The sequence below is a fragment of the Phytoactinopolyspora alkaliphila genome (genome assembly GCF_010550695.1).
GTDB classification, from domain to species: Bacteria; Actinomycetota; Actinomycetes; order Jiangellales; family Jiangellaceae; genus Phytoactinopolyspora; species Phytoactinopolyspora alkaliphila.
This window is the reverse complement of the sequence record NZ_JAAGOB010000008.1, coordinates 160,165-175,696: the sequence shown is the minus strand read 5'-3', so window position 1 is coordinate 175,696 and position 15,532 is coordinate 160,165. Positions and strand designations below refer to the sequence as shown.

Sequence of the window (15,532 nt, the reverse complement as noted above, 5' to 3'; positions counted from 1 at the left end):
TCACCTCTCGGTTCTCTCTGCTTGTTGTCGGAGCCGGCGTGGAAGGATCGACGAGCTGTCGGGCGGGGGCTCTTTTGAGCCGTTGCCGCTACTTCGTGAATCGGGCGTCTCTGACCCCGCGCTTAGCGCATAGACGGTGTCGCCATCGACGACGACGCATGCACCTTCATCGGTGATGCCGTAGGGCATCCGAGCGCCATCGGGCAGGACGTGGAGTACGCCGGCTTTATCGAGACGCACGACGCGGCCGTCGCCTCGACGCACGCCCCAGAGCTGGGAGTTGACGTAGCGCACCCACCTGACTCCCGGTGCGGTCAGTGGCTCGCGGCCCTCGGTGAGCGGCAACACCGCTGGGCCTAACGCGACGGAACGCGGACCTGGCGCAGCAGTCAGGTCGGCCTCCGCGACATCGCCCCAACGAGCACCGATCGACGCAAGCGGCTGGCCCGTTGCGGCGTCGTGTGCCATCACGATGACCTCGCCGTCCGGATTCTGGGAGCCGGGTGCTGCCCACACCACGGTGACGGTGTCGCCTGCCATGCCCGCCCAGCGGTGCGGCGTCATCTCGGCGGGGCCGTGCAGCGGGACTTCGTCGGTCTCGCCGCCGTGGATCGGGCTGCGCCAGAGCTTCGGATGGCCGTTGGACGACACCACGTGGTTGCCGACCGCGGCCATGGCGGTCGCGTCGTCGGGAATGGTCACCTTGGTCAGCCCGGATTCGGTCACGACCAGCACCTGGTCAGGCCGGCCGGGGTCGGTGACGAGGAGTTGGGTTCCGGCGTTGCTGATCCGGGCGCCATCGTTGAGTCGGTATGTCACTGGGCTGGGGTCGGTTGCCGGTCCGCCGACGACGAGCTGACCGGGGCGTTGCCAGGCAACGGCGTCCCTGTTGTCATATGAGAAGGCAACCGGGGAGGAAGCGTCATCGCCCGCGTCGGCTCGCCACTCGACAGATCCCGTGTCGGGGTCGATGAGCTGGATGTGTCCGGCGCGAGAGTGGGCGGCCACGAGACCCGCCGGGGTGATCGTTGGCCTGGTTCCGGCTGCGAGGACGACGTGCCATGCCGGCGGCTCGGGTGGCTCGTCGTCTTGGCCATCAGGGCGTGGTTCCGCTGCTTCTTTAGTGACGGCGACCGTTTCGCCGCGGCCAGGGCTGAGCATCGCGGCCGCGAGTGTGACGCACAGGAGCATGCCCGCACCGGCGACGAGCAGTCGGCGGTGGGACAGGTCACGACGGTGGCCTCCGGCAGCACCGTCTTTGGCGTCGTCGGCCGACATCGGCGCACGGAATTGTTGAGACTCGGGTTCGAACCAGTCGCCAGCAGGCGTTACGGGCAGGTCTGGTTCGGTGTGGCCGTGGTCTTCAGCATCGGGCTGCGGGAACGCATCTCGGTGCTCGGCGAGTGGACTGGGGTAGCCCGATTCGAGGGTGGTCGTGACCGCCATCCCAGGTTCGGGGCTCGTGTGTCTGGCTGGCAGCGGGGCTGCCGGGTCAGATGATTCCCGAGGCGCCTCCGACGTGGTGCGTTCGTCGTCGGCCGGTATCGCGGGGGTGACGACGTCTCGGTAGGAGCGACCGTGTTCATCGACCGTTCGCACGAGAAGTGGGCGTCCAGTCTGGGTGGCGATGTCGATGATCCGGGTCCATGCATCGGCTCGGTCCACAATCAGCTCGTCGTCGCATGCGTTGCCGGTGATGGTCGTTGTGGCGTCACCGACATCGTCGACGGTGATCTTGGCGGTCAGGTCTGGACGGAATGTCATGACCGTGCTCCCTTCACCGCTCGACCGGGATGTTCTTGTCCGTAGGGAGTCGTCGGCTGCGCACGCTCCGCTCAAGGTGGCGTCGAGTGACACCGTGCGTTGGTTGATCTCGGAGGGCGCTGTCTGCCCGACGCGGCCCGTCGTCTTTGGCCGAAGGTGGGAGAGGACAGAATGAGGGCTTCCCCCTCGCTTCGCTCGGGACTCACCCGCTGCGCCTTCGTCCCGCCCAGCACCACCGGCCCGGTCACTCGTGGTGACCAGGCTGTGCCGTGTGACACCGCCGGTGATCAGCCAGCGGTGGTCCCGCCGTCGTCGGGACACGCTTACGACGGCCGAGGTCTGTCTGCTCGTTGGCCACGAGCGCGGAGGACTCTCGGAACTAGCTCCGCTGCCGAGGCGACCCCGACAACGCCAGCCACGCCCGCCCCCTGACCTCGGGGCGTGAGCATGGATGACGTTGAATGGGCCAACTGGATGTGCTGAGCCGGCCGGCGTACCTAGGCGGACATCGCCAGCTGCCGGACCGACGCTGGATCTTGCTGACTCGCCGAAGCGAACCGTGCGATGCGGGTGGCGGCGACCACGTCCGTGCTCATTGCAGGTTCCTCGCCCGAGGCGATCGACCGTCGGATTGCCAGCCAGGTGGATTGTTCGGGACCGCCTCGGCGAGTGCCGATGAGCAGCTCGGTCAGCGCCCGCCTCTGGGCGTGCGTCAGGTCAAGCATGGACGTCGACCTGTACACGGCGGTATGCATTCGGGAGCGGGACGTGGTCGAGCAGGACGCGTCGATGACGTTCTCGATGGCCGCAGCTGTCTTCTCTGACGGCGCGCCCGCGGCGAGGAGTTCGTCGTAGAGGGCGCGTAGGGCATTGTCCCAGTCGGCGGTGGGATCCGGCTCGAGGTGGGCGAGGACCTCGTGACTGACGGGATCATCGTTGGTCTTTGATGATGCTGGTTGTGTGGCTGTTGTCTCGTGGGCGAGGCCTGGGCGGACTGCAGAGTGCAGGGGAGTAGGCAGTCGTGCGCGTACCTTCTCTTCGAGGAGATTCTTGGCGTGCCGCGCCGATGTGGACAGCTCGTCGGCGAGCGCTTCCGCGGCGGCGTGGTGCCGCATCGCGGTGATCAGCAGGCCCCAGGGCGAGCGGGCTGCGATGACGGCCGACGTGTTGGTGGCGACAAACTCCCATGCCACCCCTGTGAGATGTTCGCGGCGATGGGGGTCAACGACGTCGTAGGTGTGGCTGCGGACCCAATGGCGCGCTGCCGCAGCGAGCGTCGCGACAATACGACGTCCCAGCGGGCCGTCCCAGCCGCCCTCGGCCGGAAGCCTGCCCAGCGCATCGCGAAGGCCGTCGTCCGTGCGTATGTCGCTGATCATCGTGGACTGGCCGATGCGCGCTGCCCCTCGGTTCGAGGGAGCGGTCCGCACCCGCGACGCGCTTCGATCGCCGATAGTGCGACCGAGAAGAAGCGGTCACCGAGGCGAACCAGCTTGGTGAGGTCGACGGCGGTCTGATGGCCTCCGGACCAGAGGTTGCGGCCCAGTTCTAGCAGGAGGTGTTCGCCGGACGACCATGTGCGGTCGGCCAGTATTCCATCCCAGTCGATCTCTTCACGGTTGTCGTCGACGTGTGCCCAGAGCCGCCAGTCACCAGCGAAGATAGGATCGCACAAGATGATAGCGGCGGCAGCGGCTTCGTGGTCACCATCTGCTGCGTGTTCGGCTAGCCACCATCTCGATGTCTTTCGTCGGTTGGGCAGCTGGCGCCCGGAAATGGAATCGGTCATGTGAGCTCCGTTCGGGTTTCGGGTTTCGGGTTCGCGCGCCGACGCTCTTCATGAGTGGTCGCGCGCCGTGTCCGTCGTTGTTAGGGGGCGCCCGCGGTGGAGGGCGGCACGTAGTCGGCCGAATCCACGACGCCTTGGGCGGTGGTGGCAGCGTCTTCCATGGCGGCGAGCGCCTTCGCAGGAACGATGAGCCGGCCGCGGATCTTGACGGCGGGGAAAGATCCTTCCGCGATAGCCCTGTAGACGGTCATCTGGGACATGCCGAGCATGCGCGCTACCTCGGCGACGGAATACCAGCTCCGTGGTTCGCGGTTTGCTCGCGTTGGCAACGTTCGTTTCACGGTGTTCCTCCAACCGTTGCTGTGTGTTGCCCGGGTGTGCCGGGTGGCGTGGCCGACGACGAGCCGGTCTGAGGCGTTGTTCGCCATGGCCGATTCGGGCCGATCACTGAGGTAGGAGGAAACCGCGTAGGGGTCACCCGTTGATTAGCCCGTGCGTTAGCCCGCTGGCGAATCTGGCAATTTTCTTCGACCGATTTGGCCTCGGCTGCGCCGATTCATAGGCGTGGACGGTCGCGCGGAGCGCGGGTAGGGTGAGTGGTGCAGGTGGCAGTAGCTGCCTGAAGTAGACCCGGCAGTCTTCCGGACGGTGGACGAGCCGGGTTCGCGCTTTTCCGGGGTCAGACCTTGTTGATCTGGCCGATGAGCTGTCTGGTTCGTCGTCGCCACTCGCCGCCACGTTGCCAGCACCATGCTGCGGCGTCGCTGACCCAAATCAGAGGCTCGCTCTTGCTTCGCAGATGCACGTAGTCCGGCGGTGTGGCCGTTCCGTCGTCGCGGACCCGGGCGGCGATGAGCTGGCGGTCGTGACGCATCAGCGAGTCGTATTGTTCAAGCACGAGGCGGTGGACCTAGTGTTTGAGGACGTCATCGAGGAGTGCCTGAAGGCATCGCTCGCGACCGACTTTGTGCGACTTCGCCGGGCTGACGTACAGGATTACGCTGACATCGAGTTCCGCCATGGCACTGAGAATTGAACGCCGTCGTGGGTCGCTTTCCTTGGCGAAGTGCAGACGGTCCTGGCCCGGTAGGAGCAGCCGGCGCATCGCCGCGCGGGCGGCGGCGAGGCTGGTGGGTTGAGTGGAGGTGGCTGCGAGCACGTAGCCCTTGGATTTGCCTTCGTCGACGAAGACGTGCGCACCAGGATCGAACATGACCGACAAGACTAACGATCTTCCTTCGAGAATCGCGTTGTGACGACCTGGAGCCGCCACGCACTGACCCGTTGGGTGGGCGCGTGACGGCTCTTGAGGTGCTTGTGGCGCGGATTAGGTGTGTAGCAGTTGGTGCGCGCGTTGGTGCGTGACACCGAGGATGGTCCCGATGTCACGCAATGAAAGGTTCTCGGCGGCGAGGGCGCGGGCCGTAGCTCTGCGCTCAGCCGCGGCGGCACGGTTGGCACTTGAAGCCTGAGCACGCAGTTCTTCCGCGCGGGCGATTTGCTCCATCACGTCATCGGGTAGGACCGGGCGCACGTCGACGGTGACGGTCGCGACGGGCACGCCGAGACGCGCGGCGATCTCTCTGCGTTGTTCATCTCGTGCCCACGACAACAACCGCACTTGGGAGCGCACTTCTGGATGTTGATCACACTCGACGATCCACACGGTACCTTTCCTCGTGGCGGTGCTCGTGAACGCCTGAGGCATGGCGACCTCCCCGTGCGTACCTACCTTGGGGCGATCCACGGGGCCTGGAGCGGTTCGTACACTGCGACGATTTGCCTCGGTTCGGTTCACCGCTGATCACCACCGGCGATGGCCGACGCGGCAGGTTCGCCATTGTCACCGTTGAGGGCGCGGATGGTGGCGCACGGCCAGTCTTCGGGTTCGTCGAAGTCACGGCAGTGCGTGCACGCCACACCTTGGTGTGACTGTGGCTCGACGCAGACCGGGTTCTCCCAGCGATCCATGGCGGTGCGATGGACGGTCTTGTCCTCGCAGTCACAGCAGTGAGCGAACAGCCACTGATCTGCCCGGCGGTGCAAGAGCCGGACTCGCGCGGCGGCGTCGCTTCCAGCGAGGAGTCGTTCGCGGATCAAAGCAAGACCGGCAGCAGCGTCATCGATATGGCCGATGAGGGCTTTGGCAACGTCGGGGTCAGGGCCATGCTCCCACCCGGTGAGAGGCCGGGACACACGCTCGAGCGTCTTCTCCACCTCGAAGAACAAGGGAAGCAAGATGTCGTTCACGACGCTCTACCCCCAAGCGACCCGACGCAGGCGGGCCGGTCGTTTTCCGCGAGGCCGCGCAGCGCACTCGGCAAGGCCGCGACATCGAGCGCGTCCGTGTCTTCAGTGATGCTGATGACCGGTGTGCTGGTCTCACCGCCGCTGCCGTCGAGGAACTTGAGGTGCCACATCTGCCCATTCGGCAGAGATGACGCTCTCTGGAGCAGCACAGCTCGCTCAGCGATCGGTAAATTGGACACCATCGGCTAGACCTCCCTGTAGGTCTCGTCGTAGGCCCCGTCCGGAGGTGCAAGCTCTGGGCGGGGCCGTTTGATTTGACGGTACAACGCGTGCGCTACGTAGTGCAAACGCCGCGTGGCGTATGCGCTGCACTGTAGTTTTGCTCCTGTGCCAGACGAGCTATGGGATACCCGCACGGTGGCGGAGTACCTGGGCGTCGCCAGGTCCACGGTGCGCACCTACGTCAGTCGCGGTGAGATGCCTCCCCCTGACATGCGGCTAGCCGGCGGATCCGTCTGGCACGCCGACACCATCCGTGCGTGGCACAAGAACCGGCCCAGCCAGCAACAAGGCGGCCCACGTGCCGGATCTCGCGGCCAACGGGACACCTTCGACTAATCCGGTAGGAGAAGAGGGGCCTAGCTCCGGTGGTGGCCCGGGATCACGTCAGGTCCTCGGTGACGGGGTTGGTGAGCGCCGATATACGTCCACTGGCTTTAGCCAGCACGTTTGTCCGCCGTCCAAGGTGACGTGTACGTGCTGGGTGTCCCAGCGCTTGGCGGTGCCGTCTACGAACTCTTGGCCGTGCCGCTCGCACATAAGGCGCACTCGTACCGGTAGGGCTGGCTCGTGACCGGGGACTCGGCTCGGGTCGGCAGGCCAGTGCTCATTGAGTGGCGCGTGGATCTCTGTGCTGACCATAAGGCGAAGATAGAACAATAGTTCCCTTGATCGCCAGGTCGCGACTTCAATCTGACCTGGCTTGGGCGCCATCGTGGTCTTCTCAACGGCTGACATCCGTGTCCGGCCGCTACCGACCGGCTGATCGCGTCCTCGGGCGTCGTGGTCGGTCCCTGCGATGGCGCCACCGGTGCTTTTGAAATGCCAACGATCAGCCTTGCTTGCGTGATGAGGCACATCTGGTGTGTGCTCGGCGGCGCTAGCCGGGTCAGGTATCGAGGTCGATGACGACGGCGGCGTGGTCGGATGCCTGATGGATCGCCGCGGTCATCTCGGGGTAGGTGTCCCACGCGGTGGGGCGGGTCTTGCGGATGCCCCAGAGTCCTTTGCGGAACACGTGCCCGGAGCGGAAGGCCGGTTGGAGACTGTGGGAGATGAGGATGTAGTCCAGCCGGCTACGAATGCTGCAGGTGTCGAAGGTGCCGGGCCGGTCACCGGTGTCGAAGCCGTCAAGGTCGTAGCAGGAGATCAGCGGCCCGTCGGAGTCGAAGAGGTTCGCGAGGTTGATTGGCGGCTCGTCGATCTTGGGTTGTCCCTCGTTCAGGTCACCGAGCACGATCACGTGCTCGCCGTCGCCGACAAGCTCGTCGACGATGCCGCGAACCGCATCGGCCTGGCGTTTGCGTTTCTCTCCTCCTCCGCCGGACTGGGATTTGAAGTGGTTGATCAGCACGTGGATGACGGTCCCGGCTGGCGTGGTGATCTCGTACTGCGGGCAGTCACGGCTGAAGACCGTTCCGGTGGCGTCTTCGGTGTCGACGTTGGACCGGATCGCACCGATGGGGAAGCCTGGCTTGGTCATGACGCCGACGTCGATGCCGCGTTCATCGTTGCCGTCCACGAGCATGACATGCCGGTACGTCCTGTCGAGCATCTCGTGGTTGAACCGCGCGAGGGCTGGGCGGTCTTCGGCCTCGATCACGGCGATGATGTCCGCGTCCACGTCGCTAATGACGTTGGCGGTCATTCGGGTGCCGATCTCATCGGTCGGCTCGGTCGCCAACTCAAGCCAGCCAATCCAGTCATCACGCCCAGCCGCGATAATCTCGACACTCTCGGTGGCGTCGCGTGGTTCCCGGTCGAACGAGCCTCGGTTCTTACGCAACCACGCCCACGCCGGAGTCTGGCTCGGGCGGCGCCGGATCGCGCCGTGCGTGTTGCGGTAGTACACGCCGAGCTCGACGAGCAGGTCGCGCATCCGCTCGCGATCAGCATCCGTGTAGGTGTTGTTGGCTATCAGGGTGTTGAACTCGCCGTACGCGCGGAGGATAGGCTCGCCGGCCGACCAGTCGAGCGGGTCGAAGGCCTTCGGCCGCGCGAACAGGTTCTCTACGTTGAATGTCGCCACCGTAACCACGCCGCCACCCAGAGCCCGTGTGATGATCATCAGACGAAGTGATCATAGCTCAGCGTCTGTACCGACGTGGGCGTGTGCACTGGCTCAATGAGCACGATGCGAGGTCCTGACAACGCCGCGCGGTTCTAACCCGCCAAACGCCTCGTATCGCGGACTTGTGAGTTCAAACAAGTGCGACGGTTCGTGTTTCGTCGCAGTTCAGGACTGTTGCCGGGGAGCTTTCGCGGCAGGATGGTGCGCCGTGTCGGCCGGGCGTACATTCGATCTCGGCATCCGGTTTCCACGACTCAGCTACCGCCCTCGACAGCGCCCGCTGAGTCGGATGAGCCCCGAGACTCGGACTGCCTAGACGGAGACGGAGGTGGTTGCTTGGCCTTGGCAAGAGACGCTGAAGGGGGTCTGTCGCGGTTGAGGGCAGTACGCACGTGCAGCTTGACAGCAAGCCGTTCGGGCTAGGTCTTGCGGACAACACCGAGCGTCACTCCGTTCCTCGGAGTGTGGGTAACGTCCGGCGTGAGGCCGCATACCTATTCGTGACTGCTCGACGGGTCCACCGATAGTCATTCCACAGCCCAATTGTCGGGGCCGTAGGGCAGGATGGCATCCGTGGAGACCAATGTCCGTACGCCGATGCAGATCTTCAGCCTTCCGCAACAACTCGTCGTGCCGCTCTTCCAGCGGCCATACGTGTGGGAGCAAGAGGAGCAGTGGGCACCACTATGGAGCGACATCCGGCGTCTGACTGAAGTGCGGCTCCGCGAACCCTTCTCGTCGGCGACTCATTTCCTCGGGGCGGTGGTCGTCCAGGCCCACGACGGGCAGCTCGGCAACATGCAGGCCAGCAACATCATCGACGGGCAGCAGCGGCTCACCACTCTGCAGGTTGTGATGGATGCCGCAGCATCCGTTCTCGAGTCGGCAGGGCTCGACACGCTCGCTGGCCAGCTCGAAAGCCTGACGCACAACCAGGCCACCTTCGTGCCCCGTGGCGAGTCACGCCTCAAGATCCGCCACACCAACCGCGACCACGCGGCATTCGACGAGGTGATGGATGCTCAACCGCCTGTCGATCACGACGAGCTGAAGCACGCGTCCTCGAGGATCGCTCGAGCTCATGCATACTTCACCGACGCCGTCGCTACGTGGCTAGGTGACTTGGAAGATGACGCCTACCCCGCCCGAGCCAACGCGCTTGTTGCCGTGCTCACGAGCGGGCTGCAGCTGGTCGCGATCAACCTGACAGCTACTGAGAACTCGCAAGAGATCTTCGAGACGCTCAACGCTCGCGGCACGCCTCTCACCGCGGCCGACCTGATCAAGAACTTCGTCTTCCAGCGTCTGGCCGCAGACGGTGCCGACACTCGTCGCGCATACGCCGAGGACTGGCCATTCGACACGAAGTTCTGGGAGACGGAAGTCAGCGTTGGTCGCTACCGCGTAAGCCGTAGCTCGCTCTTCCTCAACCAGTGGCTTGCCTCGCGTCTTGGCGAGGAGATCAGCCCGCAACAGACCTTCACTCGGTTCAAGGCCTACGTCGAGCTCGACGCCGGACAGAAGATGGGTGATCTGCTCCCGACGATCAAGCGACAGGCCGACCTCTACGAGTCGTGGACTGTGGCTGCCGACGACAAGGATCGGCAGCTTACTGGCGTCGAAATGTCCATCTACCGGATGAAGGCCAGCGAGCTGGAGCTGCTGAAGCCCTTGCTGATCTGGCTTCACGAGCCAGAGCGCACCCTCCCCAGCGACGTCATCAACGACGTGGTGGCGGTGGCAGAGAGCTGGATCATGCGCCGGATGTTCCTCCGGCTGACGACGTCGGACCTGGGCCGCGTCGTTGCCGAGATCATCAGGATCCATGGGGACGCTCCCGCGTCGGAGTTGGTTGATCGGGTCCGCGGTCATCTCGCCCGACTCAACGTGTCCAGCACCTACTGGCCGGGTGACGACGAGATCCGCGCCGCGCTCACCGACGAGGCCGCCTATCGACGGTTCAAGGTGGCGCGACTCCGGCTCTTCCTTGAGGCGGTAGAGAACGAGTTCCGCCGCGGCACAAATCAGCCGCAGGTCCCCCGACGTGGCTACCCGATCGAGCACGTTCTCCCGCAGAAGTGGCAGGACAACTGGCCCGTTGACGGGCTCGAGGCCGAGATCGAGCGCGGTGCCCACGTCCATCGCCTCGGCAACCTGACCCTGCTGACGAGCTCGTTGAACTCGAAAGTGTCGAATTCGGCCTGGAACGTGAAGCGGGAGGCGCTGCGCGATCACGACACATTGCTGTTGAACAGCCGGTTGCTCAGCCAGGCGGCCGACGGCGGGTGGACCGAGGACACGATCGACGCCCGGAGTGGCCAGCTCATCGACGTGCTCTTGAGCGTGTGGCCGGTGCCAGAGGGGCACACCGGCCACGTTGTCGATCCGCGGGACAAGGGCCACGACTGGGTCGAGGTCAAGGACCTCGTGGCGGCCGGACTCCTCGAACCCGGCACACTGCTCACCCCGCGGCAGGGAAGTTGGACGTCGAAGCAAGCCCTGGTGCGTGACGACGGCATGCTCGAGGTAGACGGGCAGCTGTTCGGGTCACCATCTGGGGCTGGCCGTCACGTCAAGGGCAGCGTGACGAACGGTTGGACCTTCTGGAGCCTTCCTGACGGCCGTCGGTTGATCGATGTTCGTGCGGCCTTCCGCGGCGAGAAGCCCAAAGACGCGCACTGGACGGCTGCGCTGCCTCGAATCGAGTGGAACGAGGAAGATCTCGCCGACTATGCCGCCGGCACGGCTGAACTCACCCTGCGGCTGCTCGACCACGTGGCCGCCGAACGACCCGACGAACTGCTCACCGGGCCAGACTTCGCGGTCGTCGGCTTGAGCCCTGAACAGGTCGCCGAGGTAACTGGCGCGATGGCCAGCAAGATCTACAACGACTTCGAGCGATCGAACCCGCCGATCGAGTTCATCGAGTACGACGGCCGCTGGCACTACCGGATGACGCCGGACACCGCCGCGGCATGGCGCTCCGTGCGCGTGCTCGAGGCAGTTGGAGCCGCCAGCATCGAATCCACCGACGCCTCGGCGAGTTGATCGACCCGGCGCGCGGCCCGAGAATTCGGGATTTCGTCGGCACATGATGGGAGAATGTCGCAATGAGTGTGGCAAGCAAGGAGGCCGAGCGGGCAGAGCTTCACAAGACCATCGTCACCCCACACCCGATCCGTCACTCCACAGCCACGCGCCTGCTGTAGGCGGGGGGCGGGACCGGGTCGGGCAGCGGGCCGGTCTGGACCATGAGCCTTGCCCGCAGGATGGCAAGTGGCTCAGCTTGATCACGGCTCGTCTGGTCGGCGCTGCGTGGTGTCATTCGTGGTGCCAAATGGAGTCAACGGGTGTGGTTTTTGGTGCGTGGTGTGGGCCTTAGCGTTACTGTTGTTGGTGGTAGAAGCTGTTTGAGGTGTGGTTCTGCGGCCTTTAATCCGCCGGCTCAGCGTTCGACTTGTCGATAGTTTCGGGCGGCTTCCCGCTCTTCGAATCCGGACGCGGAGGCATGCGGGCCGAAAGCGCTGCTGCCGCGCGTTGATCGGCTTCAGAGGTCCATGCGGCGTAGACACGGAGCGTTGTGGCTCCGCCGCCCCCGTGGCCGAGGCGGCCAGCAACGGCTCTGACATTGACGCCTGCGAGGATGAGTTCGGTCGCCGAGTAGTGGCGGAGACGGTGGAACGTGGTCTTAATGCCGAGGCGCTCGGCCATCCGGTCGTACCGCCGGGTGATGGCGTCGGGGTTTCGCGCCACGCGGCAATCTGGTGCGGGCGAGAAGAGGTAGGCGTCGGGAGATAGGTCGATGTCTAGCTTCTTCACGCGCGCTCGAAGGCGGTTGATGTGCTCGCGGAGAACATCGCAGCTCTCCGGGTCCAGCACGACACGGCGCTGCTGATGAGTCTTGGTGTCCTTCTCTTGGAGTTCGCCGTTGTCGTCCTTGTAGATGGCGCGCCCAAGGGTCAAGACTCCGTTCTCGTCGTCAAAGTGCCGTATCCGTAGAGCGCACATCTCGGCTCGTCGGGCACCGCTGGTCATGGTGATCCAGATCAGTGCGCCCCATTCGGGGTCGTGCGCCCAAGAGTCGTTGACGATTCTCGCGGCTTCGGTGGGCGACGGCGGCTGCGGATCGGGGTGAGGCAAAGATGGCGGCTCAGCATGGTCGGCCGGGTTGACGCCGATCCAGCCCCAGCGAACCGCTCGACTGAGTGCTCCACTGAGGATCCAATGGATCTGCCGAACAGTCGAATCCGCCAGGCCCTTGCATCGGTGCTCGCGACAGGCTCTCTTGCAGGCACGGCATCTGCCCGGTTGCGGCGGTTCACAACGTGAGTCCACATGTTCGTCGCACACGTGGTTGTGCGCCGTGCGATGTTGAACATAGCGTCGCCCGTGGCAATGGTCGCGGCATTTCTTGAGCTGCGCGTAGAACAAGTCCAGCAGTTCGACATCGACCTTGCCGACGGCAATGTTGCCGAGGTTTGGCCGGATGTGCTTGTTGATCTTGTTGACGTAGCCGCGTTTGGTCGACGTGTCTACGTCAAGCACATCCAACCAGTGATCCATCAGCTGGTTGATGGTGGCATTGGTGCGGGGGTTCTTGCGTTCGTCGATCTGGGCAAGTAATCGTGTCCGAGACCTTTCCGCTTCTCGGCGGGCTCGGGGGCCGGCCGGCACTGTCTCGCGGAGATAGTGAGGCCGCTTGGTCAAGGGGTCTAATCCGGCGTAGACCCGCACGCGGTAGCCGCCGCTCGGCAGCTCTTCGATGTTGCCGCGAGTGCGGCCGTCCGCTCGTGCCATGAACGAACAGTAGCGCGCAACTCATGCCATGGGCCATGCCACGAACGGTCGCCCGTGGATAACTCCTCGGCCATTCGAGCAGTTCAGCTATGGTGGGGCGGGTGGGACTCGAACCCACGGCCAAGGGATTATGAGTCCCCTGCTCTAACCGGCTGAGCTACCGCCCCGGCAGCGACACAACCTTACCTGCCCGGGCGCCCGGTGGTGCCCGGGGATGTCTGGCTTCCTGACCGTGTGATCGTCCTTATCCCGTGGTGATCGTCTTCACTATGCGGCGCCACATCATCACGGGGTTGGTGAGCGGCCGTATATTGAGTCACAACACGGTCGAGGATCCGGCCGCCGTCGTGCCCCGCGAGTTTCGGGGATTTCCACCGTGATGGGGACTCGCTCGTCGTCGATCTTCCCTCACTCGTTCTCGACCATCCAGCTCGAGCTCCTCGCGGGCGCCGCTGAGGGTGACCTCACGGCTGCTTTTCCGGCGCTCTGACCGGGAGGATCGCGAGCAAGCCAAGAAGGAGAACCAGGACGATGCCGGCCATGCCGGCGCGCTGGCTGCCGAAGATCGCGATGAAGCCGCTGAATGCCAGGGGTCCCAGGAAGCTGACCGCACGGCCCGTCGTCGCGTAGAGGCCAAAAGCCTCGGCTTCTCGCTCCGGTGTGACGATGCGCGCGAGGAATGTTCGGCTGGCTGACTGAGCAGGCCCGACGAAGCACGCCAGAACGAGCCCACACACCCAGAACGTCGCGGCGCCGCTGAACATCGTGATGGCCGTCCCGACGACGACGAGCGCGGCCAGTGAAACGATGATCACGGTCTTGGGGCCGAGACGATCATCCAGCCGTCCGCCGAGGACGGCGCCGATGCCGGCAGTGAGGTTCGCGGCGATGGCGAAGATCACGACTTGGGTGTTGCTGAAGCCGAACGTGCCTGCGGCGATCACTCCGCCGAAGGTGAACACGGCGGTCAGTCCGTCTCGGTAGACGGCGCTCGCGGCGAGGAACCACAGCGTGCGTCGCTCGGCACGCCACATGCGCGCGATTCGCCTGCCGAGGACGGCGTAGCTGGTCCGGAGGCTCTGCCGGGCAACAGCCTCTCCGGACGGAGGTGGTTCCGGGACGATGAAGAACAGCGGCAAGGCGAACACCGCGAACCACACGGCGGAGAAGATTGCCACGACACGGATGTTCAGTCCGTCGTCGCTGGTTACGCCGAACAGGCCGATCTCAGGCTGGATGAACGCGAACAGCACGAACGTCAGGGCGACCAGCCCGCCGAAATAGCCCATGCCCCAGCCGAACCCGGAGACTCGGCCGATGGTCTCCCTGGTGGAGATGCGCACCAGCAACGCGTTGTAGTTGACACCCGCGAACTCGGAGAAGACTGTGCCGACGGCGATCAGCACGAGACCCAGCGCGAGGTACGACGGGTCTTCTCGCACGAAGAACAGGCCAGCGGTGCATGCCACCACCAGCGCGGTGTGCACTCCGAGCCACAGCTTGCGCCGCCCGCCGGCGTCGCTGCGCAGCCCAGTCACCGGCGCCGTGAGCGCGACGATCACTCCCGCGATGGTGAGCGCGACGCCGAGCGCTTGAGAACCGCTGTCCGCGTCGACGGCGACGGCGTCGGTCAAGTACACGGTGAACACGAAGGTGACGATGATCGCGTTGAACGCCGCGGAGCCCCAGTCCCATAGCGCCCATGCGACCACCTGGCGCCGGTCCGGGCGCGTGGCTGACGATGTGATCATGGGAGAGGCGAGCGGCGGCGAGACACCAGCCGCGCGGACACCGCACGGATAGCGCTGCGCGGCAGATGGCGCGCCCACCACATGAGGAAACGGAATCGCCTCGTCGGTATCGAGATCACCTTGCCGCGGCGGACGTCGCGCAGGCAGATGTCGACGACGTGATCGGCGTTGGTCCAGAGCAGCGAGGGGATCGACGACGTGCTCAGCCCGGCCCGCTGATGGAATTCGGTGTGAACCCAGCCTGGGCAGAGTGCGGTGACCTGGACGCCGGTGTCACGCAGTTCCACGGCCAGCCCTTCGGAGTACACGGTGACCCACGCCTTGATGGCGGAGTAGCCGCCCAAGGTGACGTAACCGGCTGTGCTGGAGAGGTTGATAATGGTCCCGTGTCGCCGGGACGCCATGGCTTGCGCCGCCGCCCCACCCAGTACCAGGACGGCCCGGCACATGACGTCGATAGCTACTTCGTGGACGGAGGTGTTGGTGGACGCCAGGGGAGCGTGTAGGCCGAATCCGGCATTGTTGACCAGCATGTCCACCGGGTCGTCGTCGGACGAGACGCGTTCGGCGACGCGTGCCACGTCGGATCGGTCGGCGAGGTCCGCCTGCAGGGTCTCGACGCTGACCCCCGAGTCGGCACGGAGCTGCTGCGCGGTCCGCTCCAGGCGTTCGGCGTCGCGCGCCACGAGGACCAGGTCGTATCCCTCGCGGGCGAGCCGGTGCGCGAAAGCAAGTCCGATGCCCGAGGTTCCGCCGGTGATGAGAGCTGTCGTCACTGGCAGCACCATACCGGTGCCGCCGAGGGGAAGCGCCGGGCCGTATATGTCGTTG

General features: G+C 65.1%; 15 protein-coding genes and 1 tRNA gene. 2 read left to right on the top strand and 14 right to left on the bottom strand.

Features of this window, described 5'->3' with window-relative positions:
- The 9 genes from G1H11_RS16085 to G1H11_RS16045 all read right to left on the bottom strand — a co-directional run bounded on the left by G1H11_RS16085 (position 1) and on the right by G1H11_RS16045 (position 5,973).
- Positions 1 to 1,764, bottom strand: coding sequence for a hypothetical protein (locus tag G1H11_RS16085; protein ID WP_163819604.1), 1,764 nt, complete (start codon positions 1,762 to 1,764; stop codon positions 1 to 3).
- Between the two features lie 497 nt (positions 1,765 to 2,261).
- A complete protein-coding gene (locus G1H11_RS16080) occupies positions 2,262 to 3,143 on the bottom strand; it encodes a hypothetical protein (RefSeq protein ID WP_163819603.1) in 882 nt (293 codons plus the stop codon).
- On the bottom strand, positions 3,140 to 3,553 hold the full coding sequence (locus G1H11_RS16075) for a hypothetical protein (RefSeq protein ID WP_163819602.1): 414 nt from the start codon (positions 3,551 to 3,553) through the stop codon (positions 3,140 to 3,142). Before G1H11_RS16075 ends, G1H11_RS16080 begins: the two co-directional genes overlap by 4 nt.
- Before the next feature lie 80 nt (positions 3,554 to 3,633).
- Entirely contained in the window at positions 3,634 to 3,981 is a 348-nt protein-coding gene (locus tag G1H11_RS26575; protein WP_163819601.1) for a helix-turn-helix domain-containing protein, read from the bottom strand.
- A gap of 251 nt (positions 3,982 to 4,232) precedes the next feature.
- Positions 4,233 to 4,427, bottom strand: a complete 195-nt coding sequence (locus G1H11_RS16065; protein WP_163819600.1) for a hypothetical protein — start codon at positions 4,425 to 4,427, stop codon at positions 4,233 to 4,235.
- A 36-nt stretch (positions 4,428 to 4,463) separates the two neighbouring features.
- Complete coding sequence (locus G1H11_RS16060; RefSeq protein ID WP_163819599.1) at positions 4,464 to 4,766, bottom strand: hypothetical protein; 303 nt, start codon at positions 4,764 to 4,766, stop codon at positions 4,464 to 4,466.
- A gap of 114 nt (positions 4,767 to 4,880) precedes the next feature.
- On the bottom strand, positions 4,881 to 5,261 hold the full coding sequence (locus G1H11_RS16055) for a hypothetical protein (protein ID WP_163819598.1): 381 nt from the start codon (positions 5,259 to 5,261) through the stop codon (positions 4,881 to 4,883).
- Positions 5,262 to 5,347: 86 nt separating this feature from the next.
- Entirely contained in the window at positions 5,348 to 5,803 is a 456-nt protein-coding gene (locus G1H11_RS16050) for a hypothetical protein (protein WP_163819597.1), read from the bottom strand.
- On the bottom strand, positions 5,800 to 5,973 hold the full coding sequence (locus G1H11_RS16045) for a hypothetical protein (protein ID WP_163819596.1): 174 nt from the start codon (positions 5,971 to 5,973) through the stop codon (positions 5,800 to 5,802). Before G1H11_RS16045 ends, G1H11_RS16050 begins: the two co-directional genes overlap by 4 nt.
- Positions 5,974 to 6,190: 217 nt before the next feature.
- On the opposite strand from G1H11_RS16045, the gene G1H11_RS16040 reads away from it, so the two are divergent.
- Positions 6,191 to 6,421, top strand: coding sequence for a helix-turn-helix transcriptional regulator (locus G1H11_RS16040; RefSeq protein WP_216843816.1), 231 nt, complete (start codon positions 6,191 to 6,193; stop codon positions 6,419 to 6,421).
- 550 nt (positions 6,422 to 6,971) lie between these two features.
- Here the strand turns inward: G1H11_RS16040 and G1H11_RS16035 are convergent.
- Positions 6,972 to 8,150: an endonuclease/exonuclease/phosphatase family protein gene (locus G1H11_RS16035; protein WP_163819595.1), complete on the bottom strand. Its 1,179-nt coding sequence runs from the start codon at positions 8,148 to 8,150 to the stop codon at positions 6,972 to 6,974.
- 576 nt (positions 8,151 to 8,726) lie between these two features.
- Here G1H11_RS16035 and G1H11_RS16030 point away from each other — a divergent pair.
- The gene (locus G1H11_RS16030) at positions 8,727 to 11,201 is read left to right on the top strand and encodes a GmrSD restriction endonuclease domain-containing protein (protein ID WP_216843815.1); all 2,475 of its coding nucleotides are present in this window, start codon (positions 8,727 to 8,729) and stop codon (positions 11,199 to 11,201) included.
- Between the two features lie 384 nt (positions 11,202 to 11,585).
- Here the strand turns inward: G1H11_RS16030 and G1H11_RS26570 are convergent, their stop codons facing one another.
- The 4 genes from G1H11_RS26570 to G1H11_RS16010 all read right to left on the bottom strand — a co-directional run bounded on the left by G1H11_RS26570 (position 11,586) and on the right by G1H11_RS16010 (position 15,477).
- The gene (locus G1H11_RS26570) at positions 11,586 to 12,950 is read right to left on the bottom strand and encodes a tyrosine-type recombinase/integrase (RefSeq protein ID WP_163819593.1); all 1,365 of its coding nucleotides are present in this window, start codon (positions 12,948 to 12,950) and stop codon (positions 11,586 to 11,588) included.
- A 90-nt stretch (positions 12,951 to 13,040) separates the two neighbouring features.
- Positions 13,041 to 13,117 (bottom strand) — tRNA-Ile (locus tag G1H11_RS16020).
- A gap of 297 nt (positions 13,118 to 13,414) precedes the next feature.
- Positions 13,415 to 14,701 carry an MFS transporter gene (locus G1H11_RS16015; protein WP_163819592.1) on the bottom strand — a complete coding sequence of 429 codons (1,287 nt, stop codon included), beginning with the start codon at positions 14,699 to 14,701 and terminating at the stop codon, positions 13,415 to 13,417.
- Positions 14,698 to 15,477: an SDR family NAD(P)-dependent oxidoreductase gene (locus tag G1H11_RS16010; RefSeq protein WP_163819591.1), complete on the bottom strand. Its 780-nt coding sequence runs from the start codon at positions 15,475 to 15,477 to the stop codon at positions 14,698 to 14,700. The genes G1H11_RS16015 and G1H11_RS16010 overlap by 4 nt, the downstream gene beginning before the upstream one ends.
- Between the last annotated feature and the right edge of the window lie 55 nt (positions 15,478 to 15,532).

Bases quoted from the DNA above. Each gene is read 5' to 3' on its own strand.
- G1H11_RS16085 (WP_163819604.1), bottom strand. From the start codon at position 1,764: ATGACATTCCGTCCAGACCTGACCGCCAAGATCACCGTCGACGATGTC.
- G1H11_RS16080 (WP_163819603.1), bottom strand. From the start codon at position 3,143: ATGATCAGCGACATACGCACGGACGACGGCCTTCGCGATGCGCTGGGC.
- G1H11_RS16075 (WP_163819602.1), bottom strand. From the start codon at position 3,553: ATGACCGATTCCATTTCCGGGCGCCAGCTGCCCAACCGACGAAAGACA.
- G1H11_RS26575 (WP_163819601.1), bottom strand. From the start codon at position 3,981: ATGGCGAACAACGCCTCAGACCGGCTCGTCGTCGGCCACGCCACCCGG.
- G1H11_RS16065 (WP_163819600.1), bottom strand. From the start codon at position 4,427: ATGCGTCACGACCGCCAGCTCATCGCCGCCCGGGTCCGCGACGACGGA.
- G1H11_RS16060 (WP_163819599.1), bottom strand. From the start codon at position 4,766: ATGTTCGATCCTGGTGCGCACGTCTTCGTCGACGAAGGCAAATCCAAG.
- G1H11_RS16055 (WP_163819598.1), bottom strand. From the start codon at position 5,261: ATGCCTCAGGCGTTCACGAGCACCGCCACGAGGAAAGGTACCGTGTGG.
- G1H11_RS16045 (WP_163819596.1), bottom strand. From the start codon at position 5,973: ATGTGGCACCTCAAGTTCCTCGACGGCAGCGGCGGTGAGACCAGCACA.
- G1H11_RS16035 (WP_163819595.1), bottom strand. From the start codon at position 8,150: ATGATCATCACACGGGCTCTGGGTGGCGGCGTGGTTACGGTGGCGACA.
- G1H11_RS26570 (WP_163819593.1), bottom strand. From the start codon at position 12,950: ATGGCACGAGCGGACGGCCGCACTCGCGGCAACATCGAAGAGCTGCCG.
- G1H11_RS16015 (WP_163819592.1), bottom strand. From the start codon at position 14,701: ATGATCACATCGTCAGCCACGCGCCCGGACCGGCGCCAGGTGGTCGCA.